The organism is Dietzia sp. NPDC055877 (assembly GCF_053615975.1).
Genome location: NZ_JBSHCV010000006.1, coordinates 82,311 through 106,061 on the forward strand (window position 1 = coordinate 82,311; position 23,751 = coordinate 106,061).

Annotated in this window: 22 protein-coding genes; 12 read left to right on the plus strand and 10 right to left on the minus strand. The window is 69.8% G+C overall.

The features are described from left to right. Positions 1 to 17 precede the first annotated feature (17 nt). Together ACWGLC_RS09135 and ACWGLC_RS09140 are read right to left on the minus strand one after the other, a co-directional pair. A complete protein-coding gene (locus ACWGLC_RS09135; protein WP_452099589.1) occupies positions 18 to 824 on the minus strand; it encodes an SDR family oxidoreductase in 807 nt (268 codons plus the stop codon). Further along, on the minus strand, positions 821 to 2,053 hold the full coding sequence (locus tag ACWGLC_RS09140) for an acyl-CoA dehydrogenase family protein (protein WP_452099590.1): 1,233 nt from the start codon (positions 2,051 to 2,053) through the stop codon (positions 821 to 823). Before ACWGLC_RS09140 ends, ACWGLC_RS09135 begins: the two co-directional genes overlap by 4 nt. 400 nt (positions 2,054 to 2,453) lie before the next feature. On the opposite strand from ACWGLC_RS09140, the gene ACWGLC_RS09145 reads away from it, so the two are divergent. The 8 genes from ACWGLC_RS09145 (at position 2,454) to ACWGLC_RS09180 (ending at position 11,119) form a co-directional block, all read left to right on the plus strand. Next, the gene (locus ACWGLC_RS09145; RefSeq protein ID WP_452099591.1) at positions 2,454 to 4,055 is read left to right on the plus strand and encodes a FadD3 family acyl-CoA ligase; all 1,602 of its coding nucleotides are present in this window, start codon (positions 2,454 to 2,456) and stop codon (positions 4,053 to 4,055) included. Continuing rightward, complete coding sequence (locus ACWGLC_RS09150; RefSeq protein ID WP_452099592.1) at positions 4,052 to 4,864, plus strand: SDR family NAD(P)-dependent oxidoreductase; 813 nt, start codon at positions 4,052 to 4,054, stop codon at positions 4,862 to 4,864. The genes ACWGLC_RS09145 and ACWGLC_RS09150 overlap by 4 nt, the downstream gene beginning before the upstream one ends. A gap of 83 nt (positions 4,865 to 4,947) precedes the next feature. Beyond that, a complete protein-coding gene (locus tag ACWGLC_RS09155; RefSeq protein ID WP_452099593.1) occupies positions 4,948 to 5,880 on the plus strand; it encodes an enoyl-CoA hydratase in 933 nt (310 codons plus the stop codon). 3 nt (positions 5,881 to 5,883) lie between these two features. Continuing rightward, positions 5,884 to 7,053 carry an acyl-CoA dehydrogenase family protein gene (locus ACWGLC_RS09160; RefSeq protein WP_452099594.1) on the plus strand — a complete coding sequence of 390 codons (1,170 nt, stop codon included), beginning with the start codon at positions 5,884 to 5,886 and terminating at the stop codon, positions 7,051 to 7,053. Between the two features lie 11 nt (positions 7,054 to 7,064). Further along, positions 7,065 to 8,057, plus strand: a complete 993-nt coding sequence (locus ACWGLC_RS09165) for an acyl-CoA dehydrogenase family protein (RefSeq protein WP_452099596.1) — start codon at positions 7,065 to 7,067, stop codon at positions 8,055 to 8,057. Beyond that, entirely contained in the window at positions 8,054 to 9,235 is a 1,182-nt protein-coding gene (locus ACWGLC_RS09170; RefSeq protein ID WP_452099597.1) for an acyl-CoA dehydrogenase family protein, read from the plus strand. The genes ACWGLC_RS09165 and ACWGLC_RS09170 overlap by 4 nt, the downstream gene beginning before the upstream one ends. A gap of 23 nt (positions 9,236 to 9,258) precedes the next feature. Beyond that, the gene (locus ACWGLC_RS09175; protein WP_452099598.1) at positions 9,259 to 10,080 is read left to right on the plus strand and encodes an inositol monophosphatase family protein; all 822 of its coding nucleotides are present in this window, start codon (positions 9,259 to 9,261) and stop codon (positions 10,078 to 10,080) included. Between the two features lie 106 nt (positions 10,081 to 10,186). Further along, positions 10,187 to 11,119 carry an esterase/lipase family protein gene (locus ACWGLC_RS09180; protein ID WP_452099599.1) on the plus strand — a complete coding sequence of 311 codons (933 nt, stop codon included), beginning with the start codon at positions 10,187 to 10,189 and terminating at the stop codon, positions 11,117 to 11,119. A 211-nt stretch (positions 11,120 to 11,330) separates the two neighbouring features. Here ACWGLC_RS09180 and ACWGLC_RS09185 read toward each other — a convergent pair whose 3' ends face one another. From ACWGLC_RS09185 to hsaA, 5 genes are all read right to left on the minus strand, one after another. Beyond that, on the minus strand, positions 11,331 to 12,515 hold the full coding sequence (locus ACWGLC_RS09185) for a sulfotransferase family protein (RefSeq protein WP_452099600.1): 1,185 nt from the start codon (positions 12,513 to 12,515) through the stop codon (positions 11,331 to 11,333). 12 nt (positions 12,516 to 12,527) lie between these two features. Beyond that, positions 12,528 to 13,727, minus strand: coding sequence for a hypothetical protein (locus ACWGLC_RS09190; RefSeq protein WP_452099601.1), 1,200 nt, complete (start codon positions 13,725 to 13,727; stop codon positions 12,528 to 12,530). Between the two features lie 11 nt (positions 13,728 to 13,738). Beyond that, positions 13,739 to 14,323 carry a 3-hydroxy-9,10-secoandrosta-1,3,5(10)-triene-9,17-dione monooxygenase reductase subunit gene (gene hsaB / locus ACWGLC_RS09195; RefSeq protein ID WP_264886742.1) on the minus strand — a complete coding sequence of 195 codons (585 nt, stop codon included), beginning with the start codon at positions 14,321 to 14,323 and terminating at the stop codon, positions 13,739 to 13,741. 111 nt (positions 14,324 to 14,434) lie between these two features. Next, complete coding sequence (hsaC, locus tag ACWGLC_RS09200; protein WP_452099602.1) at positions 14,435 to 15,337, minus strand: iron-dependent extradiol dioxygenase HsaC; 903 nt, start codon at positions 15,335 to 15,337, stop codon at positions 14,435 to 14,437. A gap of 32 nt (positions 15,338 to 15,369) precedes the next feature. Then, positions 15,370 to 16,545, minus strand: a complete 1,176-nt coding sequence (gene hsaA, locus ACWGLC_RS09205) for a 3-hydroxy-9,10-secoandrosta-1,3,5(10)-triene-9,17-dione monooxygenase oxygenase subunit (RefSeq protein ID WP_452099603.1) — start codon at positions 16,543 to 16,545, stop codon at positions 15,370 to 15,372. 186 nt (positions 16,546 to 16,731) lie between these two features. Between hsaA and ACWGLC_RS09210 the strand changes: the two genes are divergently transcribed. The 4 genes from ACWGLC_RS09210 to ACWGLC_RS09225 all read left to right on the plus strand — a co-directional run bounded on the left by ACWGLC_RS09210 (position 16,732) and on the right by ACWGLC_RS09225 (position 20,048). Continuing rightward, complete coding sequence (locus ACWGLC_RS09210; protein WP_452099604.1) at positions 16,732 to 17,952, plus strand: Rieske 2Fe-2S domain-containing protein; 1,221 nt, start codon at positions 16,732 to 16,734, stop codon at positions 17,950 to 17,952. Further along, complete coding sequence (locus ACWGLC_RS09215) at positions 17,949 to 18,347, plus strand: hypothetical protein (protein ID WP_230931040.1); 399 nt, start codon at positions 17,949 to 17,951, stop codon at positions 18,345 to 18,347. Before ACWGLC_RS09210 ends, ACWGLC_RS09215 begins: the two co-directional genes overlap by 4 nt. Before the next feature lie 91 nt (positions 18,348 to 18,438). After that, positions 18,439 to 19,500, plus strand: a complete 1,062-nt coding sequence (locus ACWGLC_RS09220; RefSeq protein ID WP_452099605.1) for a 2Fe-2S iron-sulfur cluster-binding protein — start codon at positions 18,439 to 18,441, stop codon at positions 19,498 to 19,500. Between the two features lie 26 nt (positions 19,501 to 19,526). Then, the gene (locus ACWGLC_RS09225; RefSeq protein ID WP_452099606.1) at positions 19,527 to 20,048 is read left to right on the plus strand and encodes a flavodoxin domain-containing protein; all 522 of its coding nucleotides are present in this window, start codon (positions 19,527 to 19,529) and stop codon (positions 20,046 to 20,048) included. A gap of 92 nt (positions 20,049 to 20,140) precedes the next feature. Here ACWGLC_RS09225 and dmpG read toward each other — a convergent pair whose 3' ends face one another. The 3 genes from dmpG to ACWGLC_RS09240 form a co-directional block, all read right to left on the minus strand. Next, the gene (dmpG, locus tag ACWGLC_RS09230; RefSeq protein WP_230931043.1) at positions 20,141 to 21,205 is read right to left on the minus strand and encodes a 4-hydroxy-2-oxovalerate aldolase; all 1,065 of its coding nucleotides are present in this window, start codon (positions 21,203 to 21,205) and stop codon (positions 20,141 to 20,143) included. Positions 21,206 to 21,210: 5 nt separating this feature from the next. After that, a complete protein-coding gene (locus tag ACWGLC_RS09235) occupies positions 21,211 to 22,128 on the minus strand; it encodes an acetaldehyde dehydrogenase (acetylating) (RefSeq protein ID WP_452099607.1) in 918 nt (305 codons plus the stop codon). A gap of 76 nt (positions 22,129 to 22,204) precedes the next feature. After that, positions 22,205 to 23,599 carry a DUF222 domain-containing protein gene (locus ACWGLC_RS09240; protein WP_452099608.1) on the minus strand — a complete coding sequence of 465 codons (1,395 nt, stop codon included), beginning with the start codon at positions 23,597 to 23,599 and terminating at the stop codon, positions 22,205 to 22,207. Positions 23,600 to 23,751: the final 152 nt, after the last annotated feature.

Below are 23,751 nucleotides of genomic sequence, written 5' to 3' on the forward strand. Positions count from 1 at the left end.
GCGGAGCTCCGCGGAGATCAGGCGCGCTGCGAGGAGATCGAGACGACCTCGCCGGTGAGGTAGGTGGTGTAGTCGCTGGCGAGCATCGCGATGGTCGCGGCGACCTCCCACACGTCGGCGGCGCGGCCGAAGGCCTCCTTCGAGGCCAGCTCGTCGAGCAGATCCGAGGAGGCGGACTTCTCGAGGAACTTGTGCCGGGCGATCGACGGCGCCACGGCGTTGATCCGCACGCCGTAGTCCGCCCCCTCGATGGCCGAGCACCGGGTCAGCGCCATGACGCCGGCCTTGGCGGCGGCGTAGTGGGCCTGCGCCCGCTGCGCGCGCCAGCCGAGCACGGAGGCGTTGTTGACGATCACGCCGTTGTGCGGCACGTCGCGGAAGTAGCGCAGCGCGGCGCGGGTCGCGCGGAAAGTGCCGTTCAGCGTGATGTCCAGGACGCGGTCCCAGTCCTCGTCGGTCATGTCGACGAGCTCGGCCTCGCCGCCGAACCCGGCATTGTTGATCAGCACGTCGATCCGGCCGAGCTTCTCCACGGCGCCGGTGATGAGCGCGTCCACGTCGGAGGTGGACTGCACGTTGCAGGTGATCGCCTCGAACTGCTGGTCCGGGAACTCGGCGGCCAGCGCGTCGCGGGCCTCGTTCATGCGCCGCTCATGGAAGTCGGAGACCAGCACGTCGGCGCCCTCGAGCGCGGCGCGACGGGCGGACGAGAAGCCGATGCCGGTACCGGCCGCGGCGGTCACCACGACCTTCTTACCCTTGAGCAGGCCGTGGCCCGGGGTCTCCTCGGGAACGACGGCGAGGGGGGACTTCTGCTCGGTCATGACGGCCTGGCCTCTCGGGGTAGTCCGAGCACGCGCTCGGAGATGATGTTGAGCTGGATCTCGTTGGATCCGCCGTAGATGGTGTCGGAGCGGGTGAACAGGAACAGCCGCTGCCACAGCGCCAGCTCCACGTTCTCGGGGTCCCGCAGATCGTTGGGTGCGCCCTCGGACGTCTCGGTGGGTCCGGTGAGCGACTCCGCACCCTGGACCAGCATCGCGAGCTCGCCGAGGTCGCGGTGCCAGTTGGCCCACAGCAGCTTGGCCGCCGAGGCCGTGCCGCCGGTGGGGTCGCGGTCGGCCAGCGTGCGCAGGGCGTGGGCGCGGATGACCTTCAGACCGATCCAGGCGCGGGTGATGCGCTCGCGCACCGCCGGATCCTGCGCGCTGCCGTTCGCGTGCGCCATCCGGGTGATCTCGTCGAGCTCGCGGGCGAACCCGACCTGCTGGCCGAGCGTGGACACCCCGCGCTCGAACTCGAGCAGGGTCATGGCGACCTTCCAGCCCTCGCCGCGCTCCCCCACGATCATCGACGCGTCGGTGACCGCGTCGTCGAAGAACACCTCGTTGAACTCGGAGGTGCCGGTGAGCTGCTGGATGGGACGGATCTCGACGCCCGGCTGGTCGAGCGGCACCAGCAGGAAACTCAGTCCCTTGTGGCGGCTCGTGCCCTCCTCGGTTCGGGCTACGACGAACGCCCACTGGCTCAGGTGCGCGAGTGAGGTCCACACCTTCTGGCCGTCGATGTGCCATTTGCCGTCCTCGCCCAACCGGGCGGTGGTGGCGACGTTGGCCAGGTCGGAGCCGGCGCCCGGCTCGGAGTAACCCTGGGCCCACAGCTCGGTGATGTCGACGATCTTCGGCAGGAAGCGGTCCTTCTGCTCCTGCGTACCGTGCGCGATGAGTGTCGGCCCGAGCAGCGTCTCGCCCAGGTGGGACACGCGCGCCGGGGCGTCGGCCTTGGCGTACTCCTCGTGGAAGCGCACCTGCTGACTCAGGCTCGCGCCGCGGCCGCCGTACTCGACCGGCCAGCCGACACAGGTCCAACCCGCGGCGGCCATGTGTCGCTCCCAGGCCAGTCGCTGGGGGAAGAACTCGTGCTCGCTGCCCGGCCCGCCGACCCCCTTGATCTCGGCGAACTCGCCGACGAGGTTGGCGTCCAGCCAGGCGCGGAACTGGCCGGCGAACTCGTCGTCGGACATCTCCGACGCAGGCCTGGTGTTCTCGGTCATGCCGACACACTACCAAGCACTTGCTTGGTAGTGCACCGGGCCGCCCAACCCGGCAGTCGCGACCCTCTCCCCCGTCCGCCGCATGCCGCTCGCGGACCGCCGGACGAACCCACCACCCGGTTGCACGACACGCCTTCCCACTCGCAAGACCTCCGGTGCGGTTTCGGGGCCAGATCTCGCCCCGATTGCCTTGCAAACGTGAGCAGTTGTCTTGCAACCGGGCGGATAGTCAGCGGGGCGGCGGGACGAGGCGGTGCACGACGGGTCGGCGGGATGGCGAGGCGGCGAGGCGGCGAGGCGGCGGGATGGCGCAGACGCAGCCAGCCACGGCGGACCGCGCCACCAAGCACTTGCTTGGTAGGGTTGCCTCCGCCACACCCGCAGCCCTGAGGAGCCCGCGATGACCGACCGCGCACCAGCCGACCGCCAGCCCGTGGACACCATCCCCGCCGCGCTGCGACGAGCAGCGACCCTGTGGGCGGACCGCGAGGCGATCATCGACGTCCAACCCGGCCAGGACACCCGCTGGACCTGGGCCGAGCTCCTCGACGAGGTCCGCCACTTCGCCGCCGGCCTGCTCGACCGCGGGGTCGAGGCCGGCGACCGGATCGTCATCTGGGCGCCCAACACGCACCACTGGGTGGTGGCCGCACTCGGCGCGCAGTACGTCGGCGCCACCGTCGTGCCGGCCAACACCCGCTACACCGGCAGCGAGACGCTCGAGCTGATCCAGCGCACGGGCGCGGTCGCCGCCGTGGTGGCCGGGGCGTTCCTCGGCGCCGAGCGGATCGCGGACCTCACGGCCGCGGCCGGCGGCTCGCTGGCGGAGTCCACGCAACTCAAGACCGTGGTGCGGATCCCCCTCGACGGTGGCGACACGGTGACCGCCGACGGTGCGGGCGTGGACGTCGTCGACTACTCCGACCTCCGAGCCCGCGCCACCAACGGACTCCTCAGCCGCGCCGACGCCAGCGCCGACGCGGTGACCGGCGACGACGTGGCCGACATCCTCTTCACCTCGGGCACCACCGGTAAGAGCAAAGGCGTCGTGGCGCTACACCGCCAGACCGTCGCCGGCGCCCACGCGTGGGGCAGCAACGGCGAGCTCACCGAGACCGACCGCTACCTCATCGTCAACCCGTTCTTCCACAGCTTCGGCTACAAGGCCGGCTTCCTGGTGTGCGTGCTGTTCGGCGCGCCGATCATCCCGCTGGCCGTGTACTCCACCGCCGAGACGCTGCGGCTGATCCAGGACGAGCGCGCCACCGTCCTACCCGGCGCGCCGACGATCTTCCAGACCCTCCTCGACGAGCCGATGCGCGGCCAGTACGACCTGTCGTCGCTGCGGCTGGCCGTGACCGGCGCCGCCGTGGTGCCGGTCGTGCTGGTCGAGCGCATGCAGTCCGATCTGGGCCTGGAGACCGTCATCACCGCCTACGGGCAGACCGAGACGATGGGCTTCATCACCACCTGCCGCCCCACCGACGACGCCGTCACCGTGGCCACCACCTGCGGCCGCGCGTACCCCGGCATGGAGATCCGGATCGGCGAGAAGGGCGAGATCCTCACCCGCGGCCCCATGGTCATGCAGGGCTACCTCGACGACCCCGAGAACACCGCCACAACGCTCGACGCCGACGGCTGGCTCCACACCGGTGACGTGGGCGAGATCGACGAGAACGGCAACCTGCGCATCACCGACCGGCTCAAGGACATGTACATCACGGGCGGCTTCAACGTGTACCCCGCTGAGATCGAGCAGACGCTCGCGCGCCTGGACGGCGTGGTGGAGTCCGCGGTGATCGGCGTTCCGGACGAGCGGATGGGCGAGGTCGGCAAGGCGTTCGTCGTGCGCCGCGAGGGCTCGGAGCTCACCGAGCAGGACGTGATGGACTTCGCCGCCGACCACCTGGCGAACTTCAAGCGGCCGCGGACGGTGGAGTTCCTCGACGCGTTCCCGCGCAACCCCTCCGGCAAGATCCTCAAGACGGACCTGCGATGAGCAGCGCAGCAGATGCGGACGCCCCCACCGTTGGCGCCGTGGTGGTGACCGGCGCCTCGGGCGGGATCGGGGCGGCCGTCGCGCGCCGCCTGGCCGTCGAGTTCCCGGGCGCGCCGATGGTGCTGGGGTACCGCTCGACCGAGCCGGTCGACCTGGCGCGGGAGTTGGGCGGGGACGGGCGCACCGTGCAGTGCGAACGACTCGCGGTCCATGACGACTCCGACGACGACAACGACGACGACGCAGACGCCGCCCTCGCGGCCACGGTCGACCGGATCGGAACCCGCTTCGGCGGCATCCGCGTCCTCGCCCACTGCGCCGGCCCGCACGTGCCCATGGTCCACCTGTCGCGCGTATCGCCGGCCGATTTCCGGCGCCAGCTGGACGAGGACGCCGCCGGGTTCTTCGCGCTGGTGCACCCGGCGCTGGCGCATCTGCGTGCGGTGGCGGGCAACGTCGTCGTCGTCACCACCGCCGCCACCACCCGCTACCCCGTACGCGACGGCCTGTCGGCCGGCCCCAAGGGCGCGGTCGAGCAGCTCGTGCGCGGCCTCGCGGCCGAGGAGGGGCGGTACGGGGTGCGCCTGAACTGCGTGGGGCCGGGGATGCTCACCGACGGCATGGCGTCGCGGCTGATCGCCTCGGGCGACCTCGACGAGCGGGCGCTGGAGATCACGCGCGGCAACATCCCGCTGCGGCGGTTCGGCTCGGCCGGCGACATCGCGGAGGCCGTGACGTTCCTCGCCTCCGACCGGGCCGGGTTCATCTCGGGCCAGAAGCTCGACGTCGACGGCGGCTACGGCGTCTGAGACGAGGCGTCTGAATCGGGCCCGCGCGCGAAGTCCGGTACAGTACCAACCAAGCACTTGCTAGGTAAGGAGAGTCCCAGCTCATGACCGACGCACCCATCCCCCCGGTCCTCGAGGTAGACGACCTCGGCCCGGACACGCAGCCCGTGGCGTACGAGGTCACCGACGGCACCGCGTACGTCACCCTCAACCGGCCGGACTTCCGCAACGCGCAGAACTCGGTCATGACGTACTCGCTGGACAACGCGTTCATCAAGGCCGTCGAGGACCCGGACGTTCGCGTGATCGTCCTGCGCGCCAACGGCAAGCACTTCTCGGCCGGGCACGACATCGGCACGACCGAGCGCGACCACCACGTGCAGTACACCAACCGCGCCTCGATCTGGTGGGACCACACCACCCGCGGCGGCGGTGACCGGCGGCTCGCGCGCGAGACCGAGGTCTACGTGCAGATGTGCCGGCGCTGGCGTGAGATCCCCAAGCCGATGATCGCCCAGGTGCACGGCGCGTGCATCGCCGGCGGACTCATGCTGGCGTGGGTCTGCGACTTCATCGTGGCCTCCGACGACGCGTTCTTCTCCGACCCGGTGGTGAAGATGGGCATCCCGGGCGTCGAGTACTTCGCGCACGCCTTCGTGCTGGGGCCGCGGCGCGCCAAGGAGATCCTCTACACCGGTCGTAGGTTCGGTGCCGCCGAGGCGCTGGACTGGGGGATGCTCAACCACGTCGTGCCGCGCGACGAGCTGCAGGCGAAGGTCGACGAGATCGCCGGCGAGATCAAGGGCATGCCGCCGTTCGGGCTGACGCTGGCCAAGAAGGTCATCAACTCCAATGAGGACCAGATGGGGCTGCAGACCTCGCTGGACACCGCGTTCGGCTGGCACATGTTCTCCCACTCCGCCAACGCCGAGCCGGACGACACCGACTCGTTCTCCGCCTCCCTCGGCGGCATGGACGCCCGGTCGATGCGCGACAGCGCCAACAAGGGCAACACCGACACGAACAAGGAGAGCTGAGGCGTGGACCTGGATCTGGACGCCGCGACCGAGGAATTCCGCCTCGAGGTGCGGCAGTGGCTGGCCGAGAACGTGCCGGCCGAGCCGCTTCCCCACATGGACACCGCCGAGGGGTTCGAGGCCCACCGCGCGTGGGAGGCGAAGATGGCCGACGCCCGCATGTCGGTCGTGTCCTGGCCCGCCGAGTACGGCGGGCGCGACTGCGGCCTGGTCAACTGGGTGGTGTTCGAGGAGGAGTACTTCCGCGCCGGCGCGCCCCTGCGGGTGAGCCAGAACGGCATCTTCCTGCTGGCCCCGACGCTGTTCGACCACGCCTCCCCCGAGCAGCTCGAGCGGATCATGCCGCGCATGGCCCGCGCCGACGACATCTGGGCGCAGGCCTGGTCCGAGCCGGAGGCCGGGTCCGACCTGGCCTCGCTGCGCTCGACCGCCAAGCGCGTCGACGGCGGCTGGGTCCTGAACGGTCAGAAGGTGTGGTCGACCCGCGCCTCGTTCGCCGACAAGGGCTTCGGCCTGTTCCGTACCGACCCGGACGAGCCGCGCCACAAGGGCCTGACCTACTTCATGTTCGATCTGCGGGCCGAGGGCGTCACCGTGCGCCCGATCGACCAGCTGGACGGATTGCCCGGCTTCGCCGAGTTGTTCCTCGAGGACGTGTTCGTTCCCGATGATCCCGCGAACCCGGGCGAGTCCGGCGTGATCGGCGAGGTCAACCAGGGCTGGAAGGTGGCCATGTCCACCGCCAACAACGAGCGCGGCCTGTCGCTGCGCTCGCCCGGTCGGTTCCTGGCCACCACGGACCGGCTGCTGGAGCTGTGGTCCGGCGCCGAGTCCGAGCTGGACGAGCGCAACCGTGGCGCGCTGGCGGACCGCGTGGTCGACGCCTGGATCGGCTCCCGCGCCTACGAGCTGAGCACCTGGAACACGGTCACCAAGCTCACCGGCGGGGCCAACCTGGGCTTCGAGTCCTCCATCAACAAGGTCTTCTGGTCGAAGTGGGACATCGCGACCCACGAGACGGCGCTGGACATTCTCGACACCGCGGGCGAGCTCGCCGGTGAGCAGTGGATGGACGGCTACCTGTTCGCCCTCTCCGGGCCCATCTACGCGGGCACCAACGAGGTCCAGAAGAACATCATCGCCGAGCGCCTTCTCGGCCTTCCGCGCGGATAACGGGGGACACCATGGATTTCGCACTCGATCCCGACATCACCGACTTCGCCGCGAGCATCGACTCCCTACTGGCCAAGTCCGACATGCCGTCGGTCATCCGCGCCTGGGCCGACGGTGACACCGCGCCCGGCACCGCCGTGTGGGGCCGCATCGCCGAGACCGGTGCCGCCGCGCTTCTCGTGCCCGAGGAGGCCGGCGGGGCAGGCGCCACGGCCGTAGAGGCCGTCACCGCGCTCGAGGTCCTGGGTCGCCACGCAGTGCCCGGCCCGGTCGTGGAGTCGGTCATGGTCGCGCCGCGCATCGCCGCCGCGCTCGGCGGCGACTCCGAGTTCGGCGACGTCGCCGGCGAGCTCGCCGCTGGCACGCTCGCCTCGGTGGCCGCGCCGGGGGTCTCCCCGTTCGCACCCGACGCCCACGCCGCGCAGTACCTGTGGGTTGTCGACGACGACGAGGTCTTCACCGGCACCGCCGACGAGTCCCGCCGGTCGGTCGACCGGGCCCGCACCGTCACCGCCCCGACCCGCGGCGGCCGGGTGGCCGCCCACAGCACGGTCGACCTGATCAACCACGGCGCGATCGGCACCGCCGCCCAGCTCATGGGACTGGGCCAGGCGATGCTCACCATGAGTGTCGACTACGCAAAGCAGCGCAAGCAGTACGGCAAGCTCATCGGCGAGTACCAGGGGCTCAAGCACCAGCTCGCCGACGTGGCCATCGCGCTGGAGATGGCGCGGCCGCTACTGTGGGCGGGCGCCCTGGCGATCGCCGAGAACCCGGGTGATCCGGAGGCCGCCGTCCGCGACGTCTCCGCCGCCCGCGTGGCCGTGGCCGACGCCGCCTACCTGTCGGCCCGCACCGCCCTGCAGGTCCACGGGGCGATCGGCTACACCCTCGAGCACGACCTGGGGCTGTGGCTGACCAAGACCCGCGCCCTGCAGACCGCCTGGGGCACGCAGAGCTACCACCGCGGCCGCGTGCTCGACTCGCTGGAGGCCGCGCGATGACCGCGTCTGCCACCTCCTCCGCGGACTCAGTCCCGGCCGCCTCCCCCGGCGTCGACACCGACGAACAGGCCGCCCTGCGCCGGTCGGTGGCCTCGCTGCTGGAGAAGAAGTCCGACTCGGAGGCCGTCCGTGCGGCGATGAACTCCGACGACGGCTACGACCCGGCACTGTGGTCGACGCTGGTCGAGCAGATCGGCGCCGCCGCGCTGTCGATCCCCGAGGAATTCGACGGCGCCGGCGCCACCTGGGTCGAGACGCACCTGGTGTGCGAGGAGCTCGGCCGTCGGCTCACCCCGTCGCCCATGCTCGGCTCGGCCGTGCTGTCCGCGCAGGCCGTGCTCGCCGCCGGCGACGCCGAGGCCTCCGCCCGCCTCCTGCCCGGCATCGCCGCCGGTGAGCAGGTCGCGCTGTGCTGGGCCGGCGCGGGCGGCTGGGCCACCCCCGGTGTGCTTGCCGACTCCCCCGTCGGCTCGGCCTCCGTGTCACTGATCGGCACCGCCCACCATGTGCTCGGCGCGGACACCGCGTCGACACTGCTGGTCGTGGCCGTCACCGACGACACCGTGGGCCTGTTCGAGCTGCCCGCCTCCGCCGACGGCGTGACCATCACGCGCGTGCCGGTCATGGACCCCACCCGCACCCTGTCGCGCGTGGAGTTCGACTCCGCCGCGGCGACGCCGGTCGCCACCCGCCACAGCTTCCTGTCGCGCCTGCGGGCCGCGGCGTGGGCCGCGATCTCGGCCGAGCAGGTCGGCGCCGCCCGTGCCGTGCTGGACGCGACCGTGCAGTACACGCAGGAGCGCAAGCAGTTCGGTCGCGTGATCGGCTCGTTCCAGGCGCTCAAGCACCGCATGGCGGAGATGTATGTCCGTGTCGAGACGGCCCGCTCGCTGTCCTACTCGGCCGCCGCGCTGGTCGCGCAGGCGCAGGAGCTCGCGGACGGCCCCGAGGCCGACGCCGCCGCCTACGCCGCGGAGATCGAGGCGGCCGCCGCCAAGGTCTACTGCTCGGAGGCGCTGCAGTGGATCACCGGTGAGTCGATCCAGCTCCACGGCGGCGTGGGGATCACGTGGGAGTACGACACGCACCTGTTCTTCAAACGTGCACACGGCACCGCGCAGTTGCTCGGTCAGCCCCACGAGCTCCTCTCGGCACTGGAGGTCGCCGCGGGGCTCTAGCCCGGACCTCTAGAATCTGCCCCATGAGCCCTTTCCCCGAGCACGGACGGACCAACGACCAACGACTCGCCGAGGACCTGGCAGCTCAGGCCGGGCGTCTGCTCACCGATCTCCGGGTCTCCAGGGTCGCGCCGGAGGATCTGGGCGCGTTCGCCGAGGGCGAGGCTCAGGCCGTCATGGTGGACCGGCTGGCCGTCGCCCGGCCCGATGACGTGGTGTTCGGGGAGTGGGATCCCGAGTCGCGGGCCCGGCTCGAGGCCGACCGGGTCTGGTTCCTCGACCCCCTCGACGGGGTGCGTTCGTACGTCACTCAGGGCCGCCCCGACTGGGCCGTGCAGGTGGCGCTGTGGGAGACGGACCCCGAGGGCGTCGGCGGCATCACCGCGTGTGCGATCGCCATGCCCGCCTACGGCCGGGTCCTCACCGGGCGAGGCGCCACCACCTACCAGCCGATGTCGATCATCCGTGGCCCCCGGCCCGGGCCGTTGGTCCCTCCCCGCACGGACGATCGGCTCCGCATCGCCGTGTCCGAGGCCGAGCCGCCGGCGTTCGCCGAGGAACTGGCCGCCGAGCTCGACGCCACGCTCACCCACCTCGGTTCCGGCGGCGGCAAGACCGCGACGGTGGTCGAGGACGAGTGCGATGCCTTCATCCACACCAGCGGCCACCATCAGTGGGACTCCGCCGCGACCTACGGCGTGGTGACGCAGCGCGGCCTGCACGCCAGCCACCTCGACGGGACGGACCTGCAGTACAACGTCGACGAGATCGAGTTCCCCGACCTGCTCGTGTGCAAGCCGGAGGTGGCCGACCGGATCGTCAGTGCCGTGGCCGAGTACCTCTAGCCTCAGGCGCGCCGGGGCCGACACGGGGGTGCGTGAAGCGGCCACCACGGGCGTGTCGCGGCTGCTAGCGTCTGCGCTCACCCGCACCTGAGTCCCGGAGCGCCGCATGCCCGTCAGCCGTCCATCCGTCAGCCGCGCCCTACTGGCTGCCGCCGCCGCGCTCGTCATGGGTACGGGCGCCGCCACCGCAGCGCCGATCGACCACACCAACGCGTCCGGCGGGATGTTCAACCTCCTGAATCCCGGCCAGCCGTGGCCCGGCACCGACGACTGGTCCTGCCGCCCGTCCGCCGAGCACCCGAATCCCGTGATCCTGCTGCACGGCATGGGCGGCAACGGGCTCAACCAGTGGAGCGGCATGGTGCCGACGCTGGTCGAGGAGGGCTACTGCGTGTTCGCCCCCACCTGGGGCGCACTGCCCGATCATCCCGGCATCGGTACCCGGGCACCGTTCCGTCAGGCGCAGGACGAGATGGCCGACTACATCGACCGCGTACTCGCGGGTACCGGTGCGGAGAAGGTCGATCTGATCGGGCTGTCCGCCGGCGTGCCGGTGGCAGCGCACCTGGCGAAGGTCGACCGGCCGGGCAAGGTCGGGCGGGCGGTGCTGCTCGCGGGCAATCTCTACGGCAATGCCGACCTCATCCCCGGTGCCGGCCCGGAGGCCGGGGCGTCCGTGGAGAACACATTCCGGGCCAGCCCGTTCGGGGACGGCCTGCCCGACGCGGCCTTCATAGACGACCTCTGGGCCGTGGGCGGCACCCCGTTCCACCGCGAGACGGACTACACGATCCTCGCCGGTATCCACGACCAGGCCTCTCCCCCGTCGGCGGCATTCGTGCACGTCCCGGGCGCGACCCAGATCGTCGTCCAGGACGGCTGCCCGCAGGACATGGCCGACCACGCGTCGTTCGCCGTGGACCCGCGCACGATCGACCTCACCCTGAACGCGCTCGACCCGGACAGCGCAGTCACCCCGCGCTGCCTGCCGACACTGCCGGTGATCGGCCTGCCGGGTCCGGTACCGCCCCGAGGCTGATTCACCGCCCACCGCGGTTGCAAGACATCAATAGCCAGAAGCACGACATCCGGTGCGCTTCTACGGCGATTTCTCGCACCACGTGTCGTGCAACTCGAGGGGCGTGTCTTGCAACCGCCTGCTGGGGGCCGAGACGGGGCGCACGGCGCGGCGGGGCAGCGGCGCGGCGGGGCGGCGGGGCGGGCGTGAGGGACGGCGCGGGCGTGAGGGATCAGGTGTCGAGGCCGCGGTAGCCGGCGAAGCGCTCGGCGATCTGCGCTTCGCTCAGCCCGTAGTCGGCGAGCGTGTACCTGTGAGCGGGCGCGCGGTCACCGGACAGGCTCCTGGAGTTCTCCGCCTCGACGGCCGCACGCACATCGTCGTCGAGCGTCTCCCCGGCGGCCGCGTAGACGCGCTCGACCACGCCGGCGGGGTCGCGCACCAACTCACGGTGCTCCACGTCGACGAACGTCGCCCTCGACGCCGGGTCCGCCTCGTGCCGGGTCCGAACGGCATCGAAGGTCTCGACGCCACGCGCCCACATCTCCAGCTGGGACTCACCGATGTACTCGGGCGTGAAACGCGTCGACCAGTCTGCGGCGGTGCGGTGCGCGAGCGAGCACATCGAGGCCATCGACTTCCGCGGATCCCGATGCGTCTGCACCACCACGGCGTCCGGATACACCTCGAGCAGCGCGTCGAGCGTGAACAGGTGACTGGGGTTCTTGAGCACCCAGCGACGTCCGGGGTCATTGGCCCCGATGAGCTGCAGGTTGCGCTTGTGCCGCCGGTACGCGGGCGCCCAGTCGGCACCCTGGAGCCAGCTCGAGTAGCCGTCGAGCCGGGCGAGGCACTCGTACGACGCCGACGTCACCGACTGACGGAGCAGCTGCCAGCACTCCTCGAGGTCGTCGGCGGAGATGTAGTGCACACCGCCGTAGTCGGGATTCTCGGACATGAACCCGGCGTACAGGTCGCGCAGCCCGACGTAGGCGGGGTCGTCCTCCCAGCTCTCGCGCGGCGGACGCGGCTGCGGCACCTCCGTGAGCCACAGTTCGAGCCCCTGGTTGGTTGGGTCGGCACCGAGGAGCCGGTGCAGCGCCGTGGTGCCGGTGCGGGGCAACCCGGTGACGACGACGGGCCGCTCGATCTCCACGCCCGTCTGCTCCGGCGCGGCCGCGAACCCGGCGTTCGCCATGAGCCTGGCGGTCAGCGCGCTCTTGAGGACCGAGCGCCAGTACTTGCTGCCCGCGGGGGTCAGGCCGGCGTCGGTGTGCAGGGACTCGAGCAGGACACCCAGGGCCTCGCGATGGGCGTCGGCACCGTCCCCGAAATCCTCCAGTCCGACGGCGCGCGAGGCGCTGGCGTGCAGGTCCTCGACGGTCCCCACATGGACCCGGTCGGCGTCGTCACTCATGACAGGCCCCTCCTACGAAAGTCCGCGGCGTGCGAACGCCTGCTGCCGCGCGGCGATCCGCTCGCGCCACTGCTCAGGGCTCACCCGCTGGTCGGCGTACCCGGGCACCTCGTCGGCCAGCGAATCGAAGGGCACGACCTTCAGCGTCGGGCCCTGCTCCGGGGTGATGGGGCCATCGACCCGCTGCCACCGGAACTGCATGATCCCCTCGCGGTGGCCGAGCAGCTCGAGCCAGTTGGCCAGACCCGGGTCCTGCTCGGAGAGCACCAGGTGGACCATACCGTCGGAGTCCACGTGCGCCTGGTCGGCGGTGAGGCTGGTCTGGTGGTGCACGTAGTCGAGCGAGGCATACCACATGCTGCCCAGCTGGAAGCCCTGGTAGGGCACCCCGGCGACGGGCACCGAGATCACCATGGCCTCATCCGGGGAGAGCTCGAAGATCCCCGCCGACGAGTACTGCGTGGTGAGCCCGCCGGGCGTGCTGCGGGGCGTGTACAGCGTGTTGCGCTCCTGGTCACCGAAGAACCAGCCCGGGAACGCCAGCCACGTCCGGAGCCGCCCGATCAGAGCCTCCGCCAGCTTGGCGTAGAACTTCTCCTGGCCGGCGACCGTGGCGGGCTCGGGTGCGGTGCCCGCGGCATCGACACGACGGAGCGTGGCCGACCCGGCCTCCTCCACCGCCCAGTCCGAGAACACCTCGCGGACCGCGATCATCGACGAGCCGGGGTGGAGCACCACGTAACCGGGGTCGCCCTCGTCGTCGTCGTATCTCGCCGGTCCCATCCGGAAGGAGTACCGGCCGTCGGTGCCGATCTCCAGGGCGCGGTCGTCGAAAGCCGCGTGCGACGCTGCGCGCTCGTCCGCCGAGTAGTTTCCCGCCATGACCTGGAACGACAGATCCGCCGTGGTACCGCGCCGGCCCTCGACGACGTACTCGGCGTCGTCGGCGAGGTTGGCGTAGAAGTACAGCGTGTCCGGGTTGTCCAGGCCCATCTTGGTGTAGGGGCCCGTCGCCTCGAACAGCTGCGGGTGCGTGCGGCCCCGGTGCTGACCCCCCTCGATCACCCCACGAAGGGTGCCGAGCAGGTAGTCGAGGCCCTCGGCCACGTCGGCCTCGGTGCGCACGTGCGGCGCCTGCCTGATGATCCCCTCGGCCTCGGCCAGTGCGGCGGCGAGCGGCCCGGTCGCGTTCCCGGCGGTGTTCCCTGTCATGGCCGCTTACCTCACAGCCAGGTGTAGGAGTCGGCCGAGGTGATGAAGTTGGCCAACTCCTCCTGCTCGGGCGTGGGGTCCACGACGTCCTCCTCGATGCTGAGGTAGGCGCCGCGGTAGAACAGCAGCGGCCGGATGTCGCGCTTGGTGGGGCCGAGATCGTGGACGCGGCCGAGGACGATCCAGTGGTCGCCGCCGTCGAGGACCTGGTCGATCTCGCAGTCCAACCACGCCATGACGCCCTTGATCACCGGCGAACCGAGTGGGCTCGGCTCCCAGTCGATCTCGGCGAACTTGTCGTCACCACGACGGCCGAAGGTCGAGGAGACGTCCTCCTGCTCCTCGGAGAGGATGTTGACCGCGAACCTCCCGGCCTTCTCGATGCCCTTCCACGACCCGGAGGTCTTCATGGGGCAGAACAAGACGAGCGGCGGCTCCAGCGACAGCGCGGAGAACGACTGGCAGGCGAAGCCCACCGGGGCGCCCTCGTCCACCGCGGTGATCACTGTGATGCCGGTGCAGAACTGGCCGAGCGCGTCGCGCAGCTCCCGACTCGAGAAATTCTGGCCCTCGGGGCGGTCTTCGGTGCTGCTCATCGGGTCGGTCCTCCCATGGACGTTGTTCGGGGCGAGCGGAGGGCGCGGCTACGGCCGGGCCCACACCCGCGCCGCCGTCGGGCGATACGGATGTGGGCCCAGCCTAGGCGTCTACTTGAAGCCGACGGAGAAGTCGTGGCCCCAGAGGCTCACGGCGGTGGACTCGCGGGCCACCCACTTCTCGTCATCGGTGACCTGCATGCCCTCGCAGCCGTACTCGCAGTCGAAGCCGCCGGGCGTCTTCATGTAGAAGCTCATCATCTTGTCGTTGACGTGGCGGCCGAGCGACGCCGACATCCGGACCTGCTTGCGCTGCGCCCGGTCCAGGGCCAGCCCCACATCGTCCGCCGAGGACACCTCGACCATCAGGTGGATGATCCCGGTGGGGTTGGGGAACGGCGTGAACGCCAGTGAGTGGTGACGTGGGTTGCACCCGAGGAAGCGCAGCCACGCGGGCTCGCCGTCGGCTGGGCGGCCCACGATCTCCGGCGGCAGACTCATCGAGTCACGCAGCGAGAAACCGAGCACGTCGCGGTAGAACTCCAGCGCCGCCACCTCGTCCGGGGTGGACAGGACGATGTGGCCCGCACCCTGGTCGCCGGTCACGAACTCGTGACCGTACGGCGTCGGGATGCGGCGGTGCTGCAGCGCGATCGTATGGTAGATCTCCAGCGTGAACCCGGCCGGGTCCTGGCAGGTGATGAGGCCACGGACCTTGCGGTCGCGCTTGACCTCCTCCGGCGCCTCCTCCCACGGGACCCCCGCGGCGTCGAGACGGGACTTGACGTCCTCGAACTCGCCCTCGTTCGCGCACTCCCAGCCCACCTGGCCGAGCTTGTCCTCCTCGCCCGGGACGATGATCCAGCGGTGCGGATGGTCGTCCATACGGAAGTAGAGCGCGTTCGGGTCATCACCGGAGCCCACCACGAAGCCCAGCACCTTGGTGCCGTACTCGCGCCACGCGTCCATGTCCGTGGCGAACACCCGGACGTAACCGAAATTGCTGATTGCCATCTTCTGCCAGTCCCTTCGATCCGTCGTACGGATCAGACCATCGAGTCCGTGACCTTCTCGCCGAACTCATTCTGCCCGTACATGATGTACGCCTTCGTCGCCTCGTTGGCGGCGTGGACCCGGCCGGCGTTGGCATCACGCCAGAAGCGCTGGATCGGCGAGGTGTCCTGCAGGGCGCGGGCGCCGGAGTTCTGGAACAGCAGGCCGATCGCGTCGATCGACCGCTGGGTGGCGCGGACCTGGTCGCGGCGGGCGCGGGTACGCAGGGTCATGTCCGGGTAGCCGCCGGCCGTGATGATGTCCTGCTCCTCGCGCACGTTGCGCATGAGCTGCAGCCACGCGGCGTCGATGTCGCCGGCGGCCTCGGCGAGGCGGACCTTGGCGAACGGGTCGTCCTTGACGGCGGTACCGAACGCGGCGCGCACGCGGTCACGCTGGTGCTCGCGATGCACCTCGTAGCAGCCGAACGCCATGCCGACGATGGGCGTGGAGATGGTGGTGGGGTGGATGGTGCCCCACGGCATCTTGTAGATCGGGTTGGTGTTGACCTCGAGGCCCGGGCTCTTGGTGGCGGCCATCAGGCCGAACGAGAGCACGCGGTGCTCCGGGATGACCGCGTCCTTGACGAGGATGTCGTTGGAGCCGGTGCCCTTGAGGCCGGCGACGTGCCAGACGTCGAGGATCTCGTACTGCGACTTCTCGACCAGGAAGGTGCAGAAGTCTACCATCTTGTCGTTCTCGTCGAGAACCGGGCCACCGACGAACACCCAGTCGGCGTGCTCGCAGCCGGAGGACCAGGACCACTTGCCGTTGAGGACCAGTCCGTCGGCGGTCTTCTTGGCCGCGCCCATCGGGGCGTAGGACGAGGAGATGCGCACGGTCGGGTCCTCGCCCCAGACCTCCTCCTGGGCCTGCTGCGGGAACAGCGCCAGGTGCCAGTTGTGGATCCCGAGGATGCTCGCGCACCAACCGGTCGACGGGCAGGCCGTCGCGATGGTCATCGCCGCGGTGTAGAAGGTCTCCATGTCGGCCTCGTACCCACCCCACTGGGCGGGCTGGCAGAGCTTGAAGAAGCCGGCCTCATCGAGCTCGGCGATGTTCTTCGGATGGACCTTCCGCAGGTCCTCCGTCTCCTGGGCACGCTCGGCGAAGCCGGGCAGCAGGGCCTTGATCCGGTCGATGACCTCGTGATTGGCGTACTGGCTCATGTGATCCCTCTCTGGCATGTGTGCGGCGTGTGATCTAGACTAGAACACGTTCCAGTTTTGCAACAGACACCACCCTCCCGCCCCCGGGACTGGCACGGTGTGCCAGCACCGACGGGATTGGTTGTGGCCCCTCACACGATTCTATAACCTGTTCTCATCAGGCTCATGCCATCAGGAGGCTTCATCATGACCACACCAACCCAGGCCCCCGGCGCCATCCGCGAGATCGACACCGGCGAGGTGCGAGATCGCTACGCGCGCGGCTGGCACTGCATCGGGACCGTCAAGGAGTTCTCCGACGGCAAGCCGCACTCCATCCACGCGTTCGGCACCAAGCTCGTCGTGTGGGCCAATGACGACGGCATCAACGTCCTCGACGGCTACTGCCGCCACCTGGGCGGGGACCTCTCGGACGGCGAGATCAAGGACGGCAACATCGCCTGTCCGTTCCACGACTGGCGCTGGGGCGGCGACGGCAAATGCAAGGGCATCCCGTACGCCAAGCGTGTCCCGCTTCGCGCCAAGACCCGGGCCTGGACCACCATGACGCAGAACGGCCTCGTCTTCGTCTGGCACGACCACGAGGGCAACCCGCCCCGCGATGAGGACGCGATCCCCTACCTCGACGAGTACGACACGGGCGAGTGGACCGACTGGGTGTGGAACCGCCTGGAGATCGAGGGCTCCAACTGCATGGAGATCGTCGACAACGTCGTGGACATGGCCCACTTCTTCTACATCCACTACGCGTTCCCGACCTACTTCAAGAACGTGTTCGAGGGCCAGACCGCCACCCAGTACCTCAACACCAAGGGCCGTCCGGACCACGACCCCTCCGGGGGCAAGTACGGCGACACCCTGCTCGAGTCGGTGGCCGCGTACTACGGGCCCGCGTTCATGATCAACCCGCTCAAGCAGCAGTACGGCGACTTCGAGTCCGAGGTCATTCTGATCAACTGCCACTACCCGGTCGACCAGAACTCGTTCGTGCTCATGTACGGGCTGATGGTCAAGAAGCCGGCCGGGTTCGACGACGAGACCTCCACCAAGATGGCCACCAAGATCGCCACGTTCTTCGGCGACGGTTTCCTCCAGGACGTCCGCATCTGGCAGCGCAAGTCGTCCATCGCCAACCCACTGCTGTGCGAGGAGGACGGCCCCGTCTACCAGCTTCGCCGCTGGTACGAGCAGTTCTACGTGGACCGCGACAAGGTCGAGCCCGAGATGCAGGAGCGCTTCGAGTTCGAGGTCGACACCACGGCCGCCAACCAGTACTGGGAGAAGGAGGTCGCCGAGAACATGCGCAAGCAGCAGGCCGGCGAGGCCGAGGTCTCCGACGAGCAGACCCAGTACACCGGCATGGCCGAGGTCGCCGGTGAGGCGAAGGCGTCCAAGGCCGACAAGTGACGTTCAAGCAGAACGACTCGCGGCGCGCGCCCACCTGGGACGAGACCGACCCGGCGCGCGCCGCGCAGCTCCACGCCGACACCAGCCTGGACCGGGAGACGTACACGCGCGCCGGCTTCCAACCTGTCGATTGCCGGAGCTGCGGCACCCGCGCATTCGTCCGCAAGAACAGTGACAAGCACACGTCCATCCAGTGGCGCGACGGCAGCGACCAGCAGTGCCCCGTGCTCTCCGAGTGGCGCTCCGGCGGGGAGATCCCCGAGGGCGAGGACACCTGTCCCCGGATGCTCGCGAGCATCCACTACGCCTACTCCGAGGGCCTGATCACCCTCGCCGAGGGTGTCGACCCGGTCGACGCCGAGCACATGGTCAACCCATTCTACGCCCCTGAGTGACCGACCGACCAGCATTCCGCGGAGCGGCCGCACTACCGCTCCGCGGAATCGTCGTCGCCGGGCCTCTATCTCCACCCGATAGGCTTTCCCCATGACCGAAACCCCACAGCTGGGCTCCTTCGTTCGCGAACTCAGGATCGCGGAGGTGATCGAGGAGACCACGGACGCCAAGTCAATCGTCTTCGACGTCCCCGCAGGTTCGGAGGCGGACTTCCGGTACACGCCGGGCCAGTTCCTCACCCTGCGTATCCCGAGCGACCAGACCGGATCCGTTGCCCGCTGCTACTCGCTGTCGAGCTCGCCCACCGAGGACTCGCAGCTCAAGGTGACGGTCAAGCGGACGGTTGACGGCTACGGCTCGAACTGGCTGTGCGACAACGCCGAAGCCGGCATGGACATGCACGTCCTGGCCCCGTCCGGCATCTTCACCCCCAAGAATCTCGACCAGGACTTCATCCTGCTGGCGGCCGGCTCGGGCATCACACCGGTCATGTCCATCCTCCGGTCCGCGATCGCGCAGGGCACCGGACACATCGTCATGGTGTACGCCAACCGCGACGAGAACTCGGTGATCTTCAAGGACGAGCTGCAGAAGCTCCAGCGGGAGCACCCTGACCGTCTCACGGTGGTCCACTGGCTCGAGTCGGTCTCCGGCATCCCCACCGCCGAGATGATCGGCAACGTCCTGCAGCCGGTGGCCGCCAAGCGTCACTCCTACATCTGCGGGCCGGCCCCGTTCATGGAGACCGTCAAGGACGGCCTCCGCCGCTCGGGCGCCGACATGCACCTCATCCACACCGAGGTGTTCTCCTCGATCGAGGGCGACCCGTTCGCCGAGATCGTCATCGACGACACCCCGAGCGACGACGGCACCGGGCCCGCCACCGCGATCGTGGAACTCGACGACGAGATCCACGAGGTCGACTGGCCGCGCAACACCCCGCTGCTGGACGTCCTGCTCTCCAAGGGCATCAAGGCGCCGTTCTCGTGCCGCAAGGGCGAGTGCTCGGCGTGTGCCTGCATCCTCAAGTCGGGCGAGGTCGAGATGATCCACAACGGCATCCTCGACCCCGAGGAGGTCGACGAGGGCTACGTCCTCAGCTGCCAACTGCTGCCCAAGACCGACCGCGTTGAGGTCTCCTACTCCGAGTGACCCGGTGGGGTGACAGACTCGGGTGCGTGAGTCGCCCCGCCATCGTCTACACCTCCAAGTACGGCTCCACTCGCCGGTACGCCCTCGCTCTCGCCGAGCGTCTGGGCACGCCGGCGGTGGAGCTGTCCTCGTTCGACGCCTCCGGCCGGCCGGACCCGTTGATCGTCCTCGCGCCCGTATACGCGACGCGCATCAGGGGTCGGAGACGGCTCATCCGGGCGATCCGGTCGGCTCCCGGGCGCGTGGCCCTCGTCGTCGTCGCCCTCTCCCCCGCCAGTGACCCGGGGCGCGGCGACCTCGCCGCGAAACTCGTCGCCGCCTCCCACCGCGTCGTCACGACGTTCCACCTGCGCGGCGACCTCGACCCGGCACGTCTCACCTGGCCGGACCGCGTGTTGATGGCCGCGCTGCGCCGATCGCTGCGCCGCACCCCTGACGCGCCCGCCGCGCGGATGCTGCTGCCGGCGCGGCGCCTCGAGCAGGTCGACGAGACCGCCCTCGAGCCCGTCGCGGCTTGGGCATCGGGCCCGGCTGCGGTCGATCCGTGAGCGCATACAGCCGCGCCCCTCAGAGTCACCCGCCCGGGTATATCGGGCGAGGCTGACTCTGAGGGGCGCGGCTGGGCGCTGCGGAGCGCGGGTCAGGCGTTCGCCTGCTCCTTCTGGATCTCCAGCGCGATGTCGATGAGCTGATCCTCCTGGCCACCGACGAGGCGACGCTCGCCGGCGCGGATGAGGATCTCGGATGACGGCACACCGTAGCGCTGCGCATGCCCCTCGGCGTGCTTGAGGAACGACGAGTAGCAGCCGGCGTAGCCGAGCATCATGGCCTGGCGGTCGACGACGCACTCGGTGGGCATGAGCGGGCGGACGACATCCTCGGCGGCGTCGGCGATCTTGAAGAAGTCGACGCCGGTGGTGATACCGAGCTTGTCGCAGACGCCGACCAGGGCCTCGACGGGAGTGTTGCCGGCGCCGGCGCCGAAGCGGCGGGTCGAGCCGTCGATCTGCTGGGCGCCCGCACGGATCGCCATGATCGAGTTGCCCACGCCCACGTCGAGGTTCTCGTGACCGTGGAAGCCGACCTGGGCGTCGTCACCGAGTTCGGCGACGAGCGCCGCGACGCGGTCGGAGACCTGGTCCATCACGAGCGCGCCGGCCGAGTCGACGATGTAGACGCACTGACAGCCGGCGTCGGCCATGATGCGGGCCTGCTTGGCCAGCACCTCGGGCGGCTGGGTGTGGCTCATCATGAGGAAGCCGACGGTCTCGAGGCCGAGCTCGCGTGCGTAGCCGAAGTGCTGGATGGAGACGTCGGCCTCGGTGCAGTGGGTGGCGACGCGGCAGATGGAACCGCCGTTGTCGCGCGCGGCGAGAATGTCGTCCTTGATACCCAGGCCGGGCAGCGTGAGGAACGCGATCTTGGCCTGCTTGGCGGTCTCGGCCGCGGCCTTGATGAGCTCCTGGTCGTACGACTTGGCGAAGCCGTAGTTGAACGACGCGCCGCCGAGCCCGTCACCGTGGGTGACCTCGATGACGGGGACTCCCGCGCCGTCGAGGGCGCCGACGACGTTGCGGACGTCCTCAACCGAGAACTGATGCCGCTTGTGGTGCGAGCCGTCCCGCAGCGACGAGTCGGTGATGCGGATGTCGAGCTCGGAGCTGTACGCCCGTGCGTCGGCGTTGTAGGGGTTGGTCTTGTCCATGGTTGTCACACTCCGAGCTTCGTCTTGGCGATCTCTTCGCCCACCTTCGCGGCGGCGGCGGTCATGATGTCGAGGTTCCCGGCGTACGGCGGCAGGAAGTCACCGGCCCCCTCGACCTCGGCGAAGATCGCCACGCGTGCCATGCCGCCGGTGATCTCGGTGGGCGGGTCGAACTGCGGTTCCTGGAGCAGCCGGTAACCCGGCACGTACTCCTGGATCTCCTTCTCGCGCTTGCGGATAGCGGTGGTGAGGAGGTCGTGGTCGGCGTCCTCGGGGATCGAGCAGAAGATCGTGTCGCGCATGATCATGGGCGGCTCGGCCGGGTTGAGGATGATGATCGCCTTGCCGCGCTTGGCGCCGCCGACCTGCTCGATGGCCATCTTGGTGGTCTCGGTGAACTCGTCGATGTTGGCGCGGGTGCCGGGGCCTGCCGACTCCGAGGAGACGGAGGCGACGATCTCGGCGTATTCGACCGGCACGACCGATGAGACGGCGTGGACCATCGGGATGGTGGCCTGGCCACCGCAGGTGACCATGTTGGTGTTGGGGGCGTCGAGGTGCTCGCGCAGGTTGGCCGGCGGGATCACCATCGGGCCGACCGCCGCGGGAGTGAGGTCGACCGCGACGATGCCGGCGGCCTCGTACTTGGGGGCGTACTCCTTGTGCACGTAGGCGCTGGTGGCCTCGAACAGCAGGTCGGGCTTCTCGCCACCGGCCTCGATCGAGGCGAGCAACTCGTCGGCACCACCGGACATGCAGGTGAGGCCGTGCTCGGCGGCGCGCTTCATCCCCTCGGACTCGGCGTCGATGCCGATCATCCACCTGGGCTCGATGTACTCGCTGCGCTCGAGCTTGTACATGAGGTCGGTACCGATGTTGCCGGACCCCACGATCGCGGCTGTGAGCTTCTTCTTCTCCGTCATGACAGCAGTCTCGCCCGCGCGGAACCCCCGCCACAAACGAGTGTGCCGTTCAGTAGAACACCAGAGAACTGACGCTTCAGGCGGGTCGGTCGCGTCTGTCCGTGCCGGGTGGGTTGGTGAGGTATCCGTCGGGTGAGAAGAGTCTGTCGTTGAGGATGATCTCGACCTGTTCCTGGATGCCCTCGCGTGCCCGGGCCAGTGGCCCTTTGGGTCGGGTGCGGTGTTGGTGTCCGGTGTCGGTGGTGATGATCAGCTCGCCCAGCGGCCCGGGCCGGTAGGAGTTGGTGCCGAAGGTCTTCTCGCGGTGGTGTTTGCGGCACAGGCACATCAGGTTCCACTCCAGGGTCGGCCCGCCCAACTCCGGGGTGGCCCGGTCGAACGCGATCACATGATCGATGTCGCAGTCCCGGGCATCGACCGCGCAGCCCGGGTGGCGGCAGGTGCCATCACGCAGCCGGATCCGCTCGGCCAACGCCGGGGAGAGGACGTACCGCAGTGCCCGCTCCGGGGCGTCCAGGGCGCCGGGGGCGGGGTCGATGATCTCGAACCGCACCCGCGCGTCATCGCCCTCGAGCAGTTCCTGGCACAGCCAGTCGAAGCTGGTGTACGCGCCGGTGACGAACTCCACCTGATCCGGCCGTCCCCGCGCGGCCGCGGCGATCACACTGATCCGGATCGGCTGACCGCTCGCGGCGGCGGCGTTACCGACCGTCGGGCGCGGCAGGTCCGCCCCGACCTGCACCGGGCCGAGCTCGATGCCATCAACGACCTCGGCCGGCCCGGCCGGCGAGTACACCGCCAACGCCGACAGTGCGTCAGCGCGGAGCTGGTCCATGGGCCGCGGCACCCCGTCGGCGGCGGCCGCGGCGGCATCGGTCTCGATCCTGCGGCGCAGCATCTCCGCGTCCCCGATCGGCAGCTTGGCCCACATCGAGGCCATCCCGTCGCGGCCCCGGCGAAACCGCACCGTGCGCGACTCTGTGGCCGCATCGACCGCGTCCTGCGCCGCCCCGGGATCCAGACGCTCCACGGCCCGGTCGATCATCGCCTCCACCGCCGACCGCGACGGCCGGTCACCACCGTCCAGATCGTGCCCGACGCGGGCCATGACCGCATCCTCCACATCAGAGACGATTCCGTCCGGCACCTGCGCCAACCGGCAGGCGATATCGATGGCCAACTGCTCCGGCAACAGCCCCCGCCCGACCATGGACAGCATCCGCGGCAGCCGGGTGTGGATCTGCACCCCGGCCATCACCAACCGGCCCGCGTGCCAACACGTCAGCTGACACGCCGCCGCCATATGGTCACGGGCCCGCGCCTGCGGATCCAACCGCGCATACCCCGGCCGCCCCGAATCGTCGGCCTCAGCAGCCCGAGCCAGCTGCCGCACCAACAACGCAGCCGCTTCCAACCGCGTGGCCCCGGCCCGATTCTGCGCCAGCGTCGCCGACCGCGCCGCCTCGCTCACAGCGGCAAGATCCTCGCAGCAGGAGGACTCGGGAACCGCAGACAACGAACCCGCCGACGTCGTCGTCATCATCGCCACCCCCGCCGCACATCAGTAGAACGTATGTACGACCGTACCCGCCGTCCCACTATCGCGCAAGTGTTCGAATCAGA

Coding starts and splice junctions, on each gene's coding strand:
- ACWGLC_RS09135 (WP_452099589.1), bottom strand. CDS start 824: ATGACCGAGCAGAAGTCCCCCCTCGCCGTCGTTCCCGAGGAGACCCCG.
- ACWGLC_RS09140 (WP_452099590.1), bottom strand. CDS start 2,053: ATGACCGAGAACACCAGGCCTGCGTCGGAGATGTCCGACGACGAGTTC.
- ACWGLC_RS09145 (WP_452099591.1), top strand. CDS start 2,454: ATGACCGACCGCGCACCAGCCGACCGCCAGCCCGTGGACACCATCCCC.
- ACWGLC_RS09150 (WP_452099592.1), top strand. CDS start 4,052: ATGAGCAGCGCAGCAGATGCGGACGCCCCCACCGTTGGCGCCGTGGTG.
- ACWGLC_RS09155 (WP_452099593.1), top strand. CDS start 4,948: ATGACCGACGCACCCATCCCCCCGGTCCTCGAGGTAGACGACCTCGGC.
- ACWGLC_RS09165 (WP_452099596.1), top strand. CDS start 7,065: ATGGATTTCGCACTCGATCCCGACATCACCGACTTCGCCGCGAGCATC.
- ACWGLC_RS09170 (WP_452099597.1), top strand. CDS start 8,054: ATGACCGCGTCTGCCACCTCCTCCGCGGACTCAGTCCCGGCCGCCTCC.
- ACWGLC_RS09175 (WP_452099598.1), top strand. CDS start 9,259: ATGAGCCCTTTCCCCGAGCACGGACGGACCAACGACCAACGACTCGCC.
- ACWGLC_RS09180 (WP_452099599.1), top strand. CDS start 10,187: ATGCCCGTCAGCCGTCCATCCGTCAGCCGCGCCCTACTGGCTGCCGCC.
- ACWGLC_RS09185 (WP_452099600.1), bottom strand. CDS start 12,515: ATGAGTGACGACGCCGACCGGGTCCATGTGGGGACCGTCGAGGACCTG.
- ACWGLC_RS09190 (WP_452099601.1), bottom strand. CDS start 13,727: ATGACAGGGAACACCGCCGGGAACGCGACCGGGCCGCTCGCCGCCGCA.
- hsaB (WP_264886742.1), bottom strand. CDS start 14,323: ATGAGCAGCACCGAAGACCGCCCCGAGGGCCAGAATTTCTCGAGTCGG.
- hsaC (WP_452099602.1), bottom strand. CDS start 15,337: ATGGCAATCAGCAATTTCGGTTACGTCCGGGTGTTCGCCACGGACATG.
- hsaA (WP_452099603.1), bottom strand. CDS start 16,545: ATGAGCCAGTACGCCAATCACGAGGTCATCGACCGGATCAAGGCCCTG.
- ACWGLC_RS09210 (WP_452099604.1), top strand. CDS start 16,732: ATGACCACACCAACCCAGGCCCCCGGCGCCATCCGCGAGATCGACACC.
- ACWGLC_RS09220 (WP_452099605.1), top strand. CDS start 18,439: ATGACCGAAACCCCACAGCTGGGCTCCTTCGTTCGCGAACTCAGGATC.
- dmpG (WP_230931043.1), bottom strand. CDS start 21,205: ATGGACAAGACCAACCCCTACAACGCCGACGCACGGGCGTACAGCTCC.
- ACWGLC_RS09235 (WP_452099607.1), bottom strand. CDS start 22,128: ATGACGGAGAAGAAGAAGCTCACAGCCGCGATCGTGGGGTCCGGCAAC.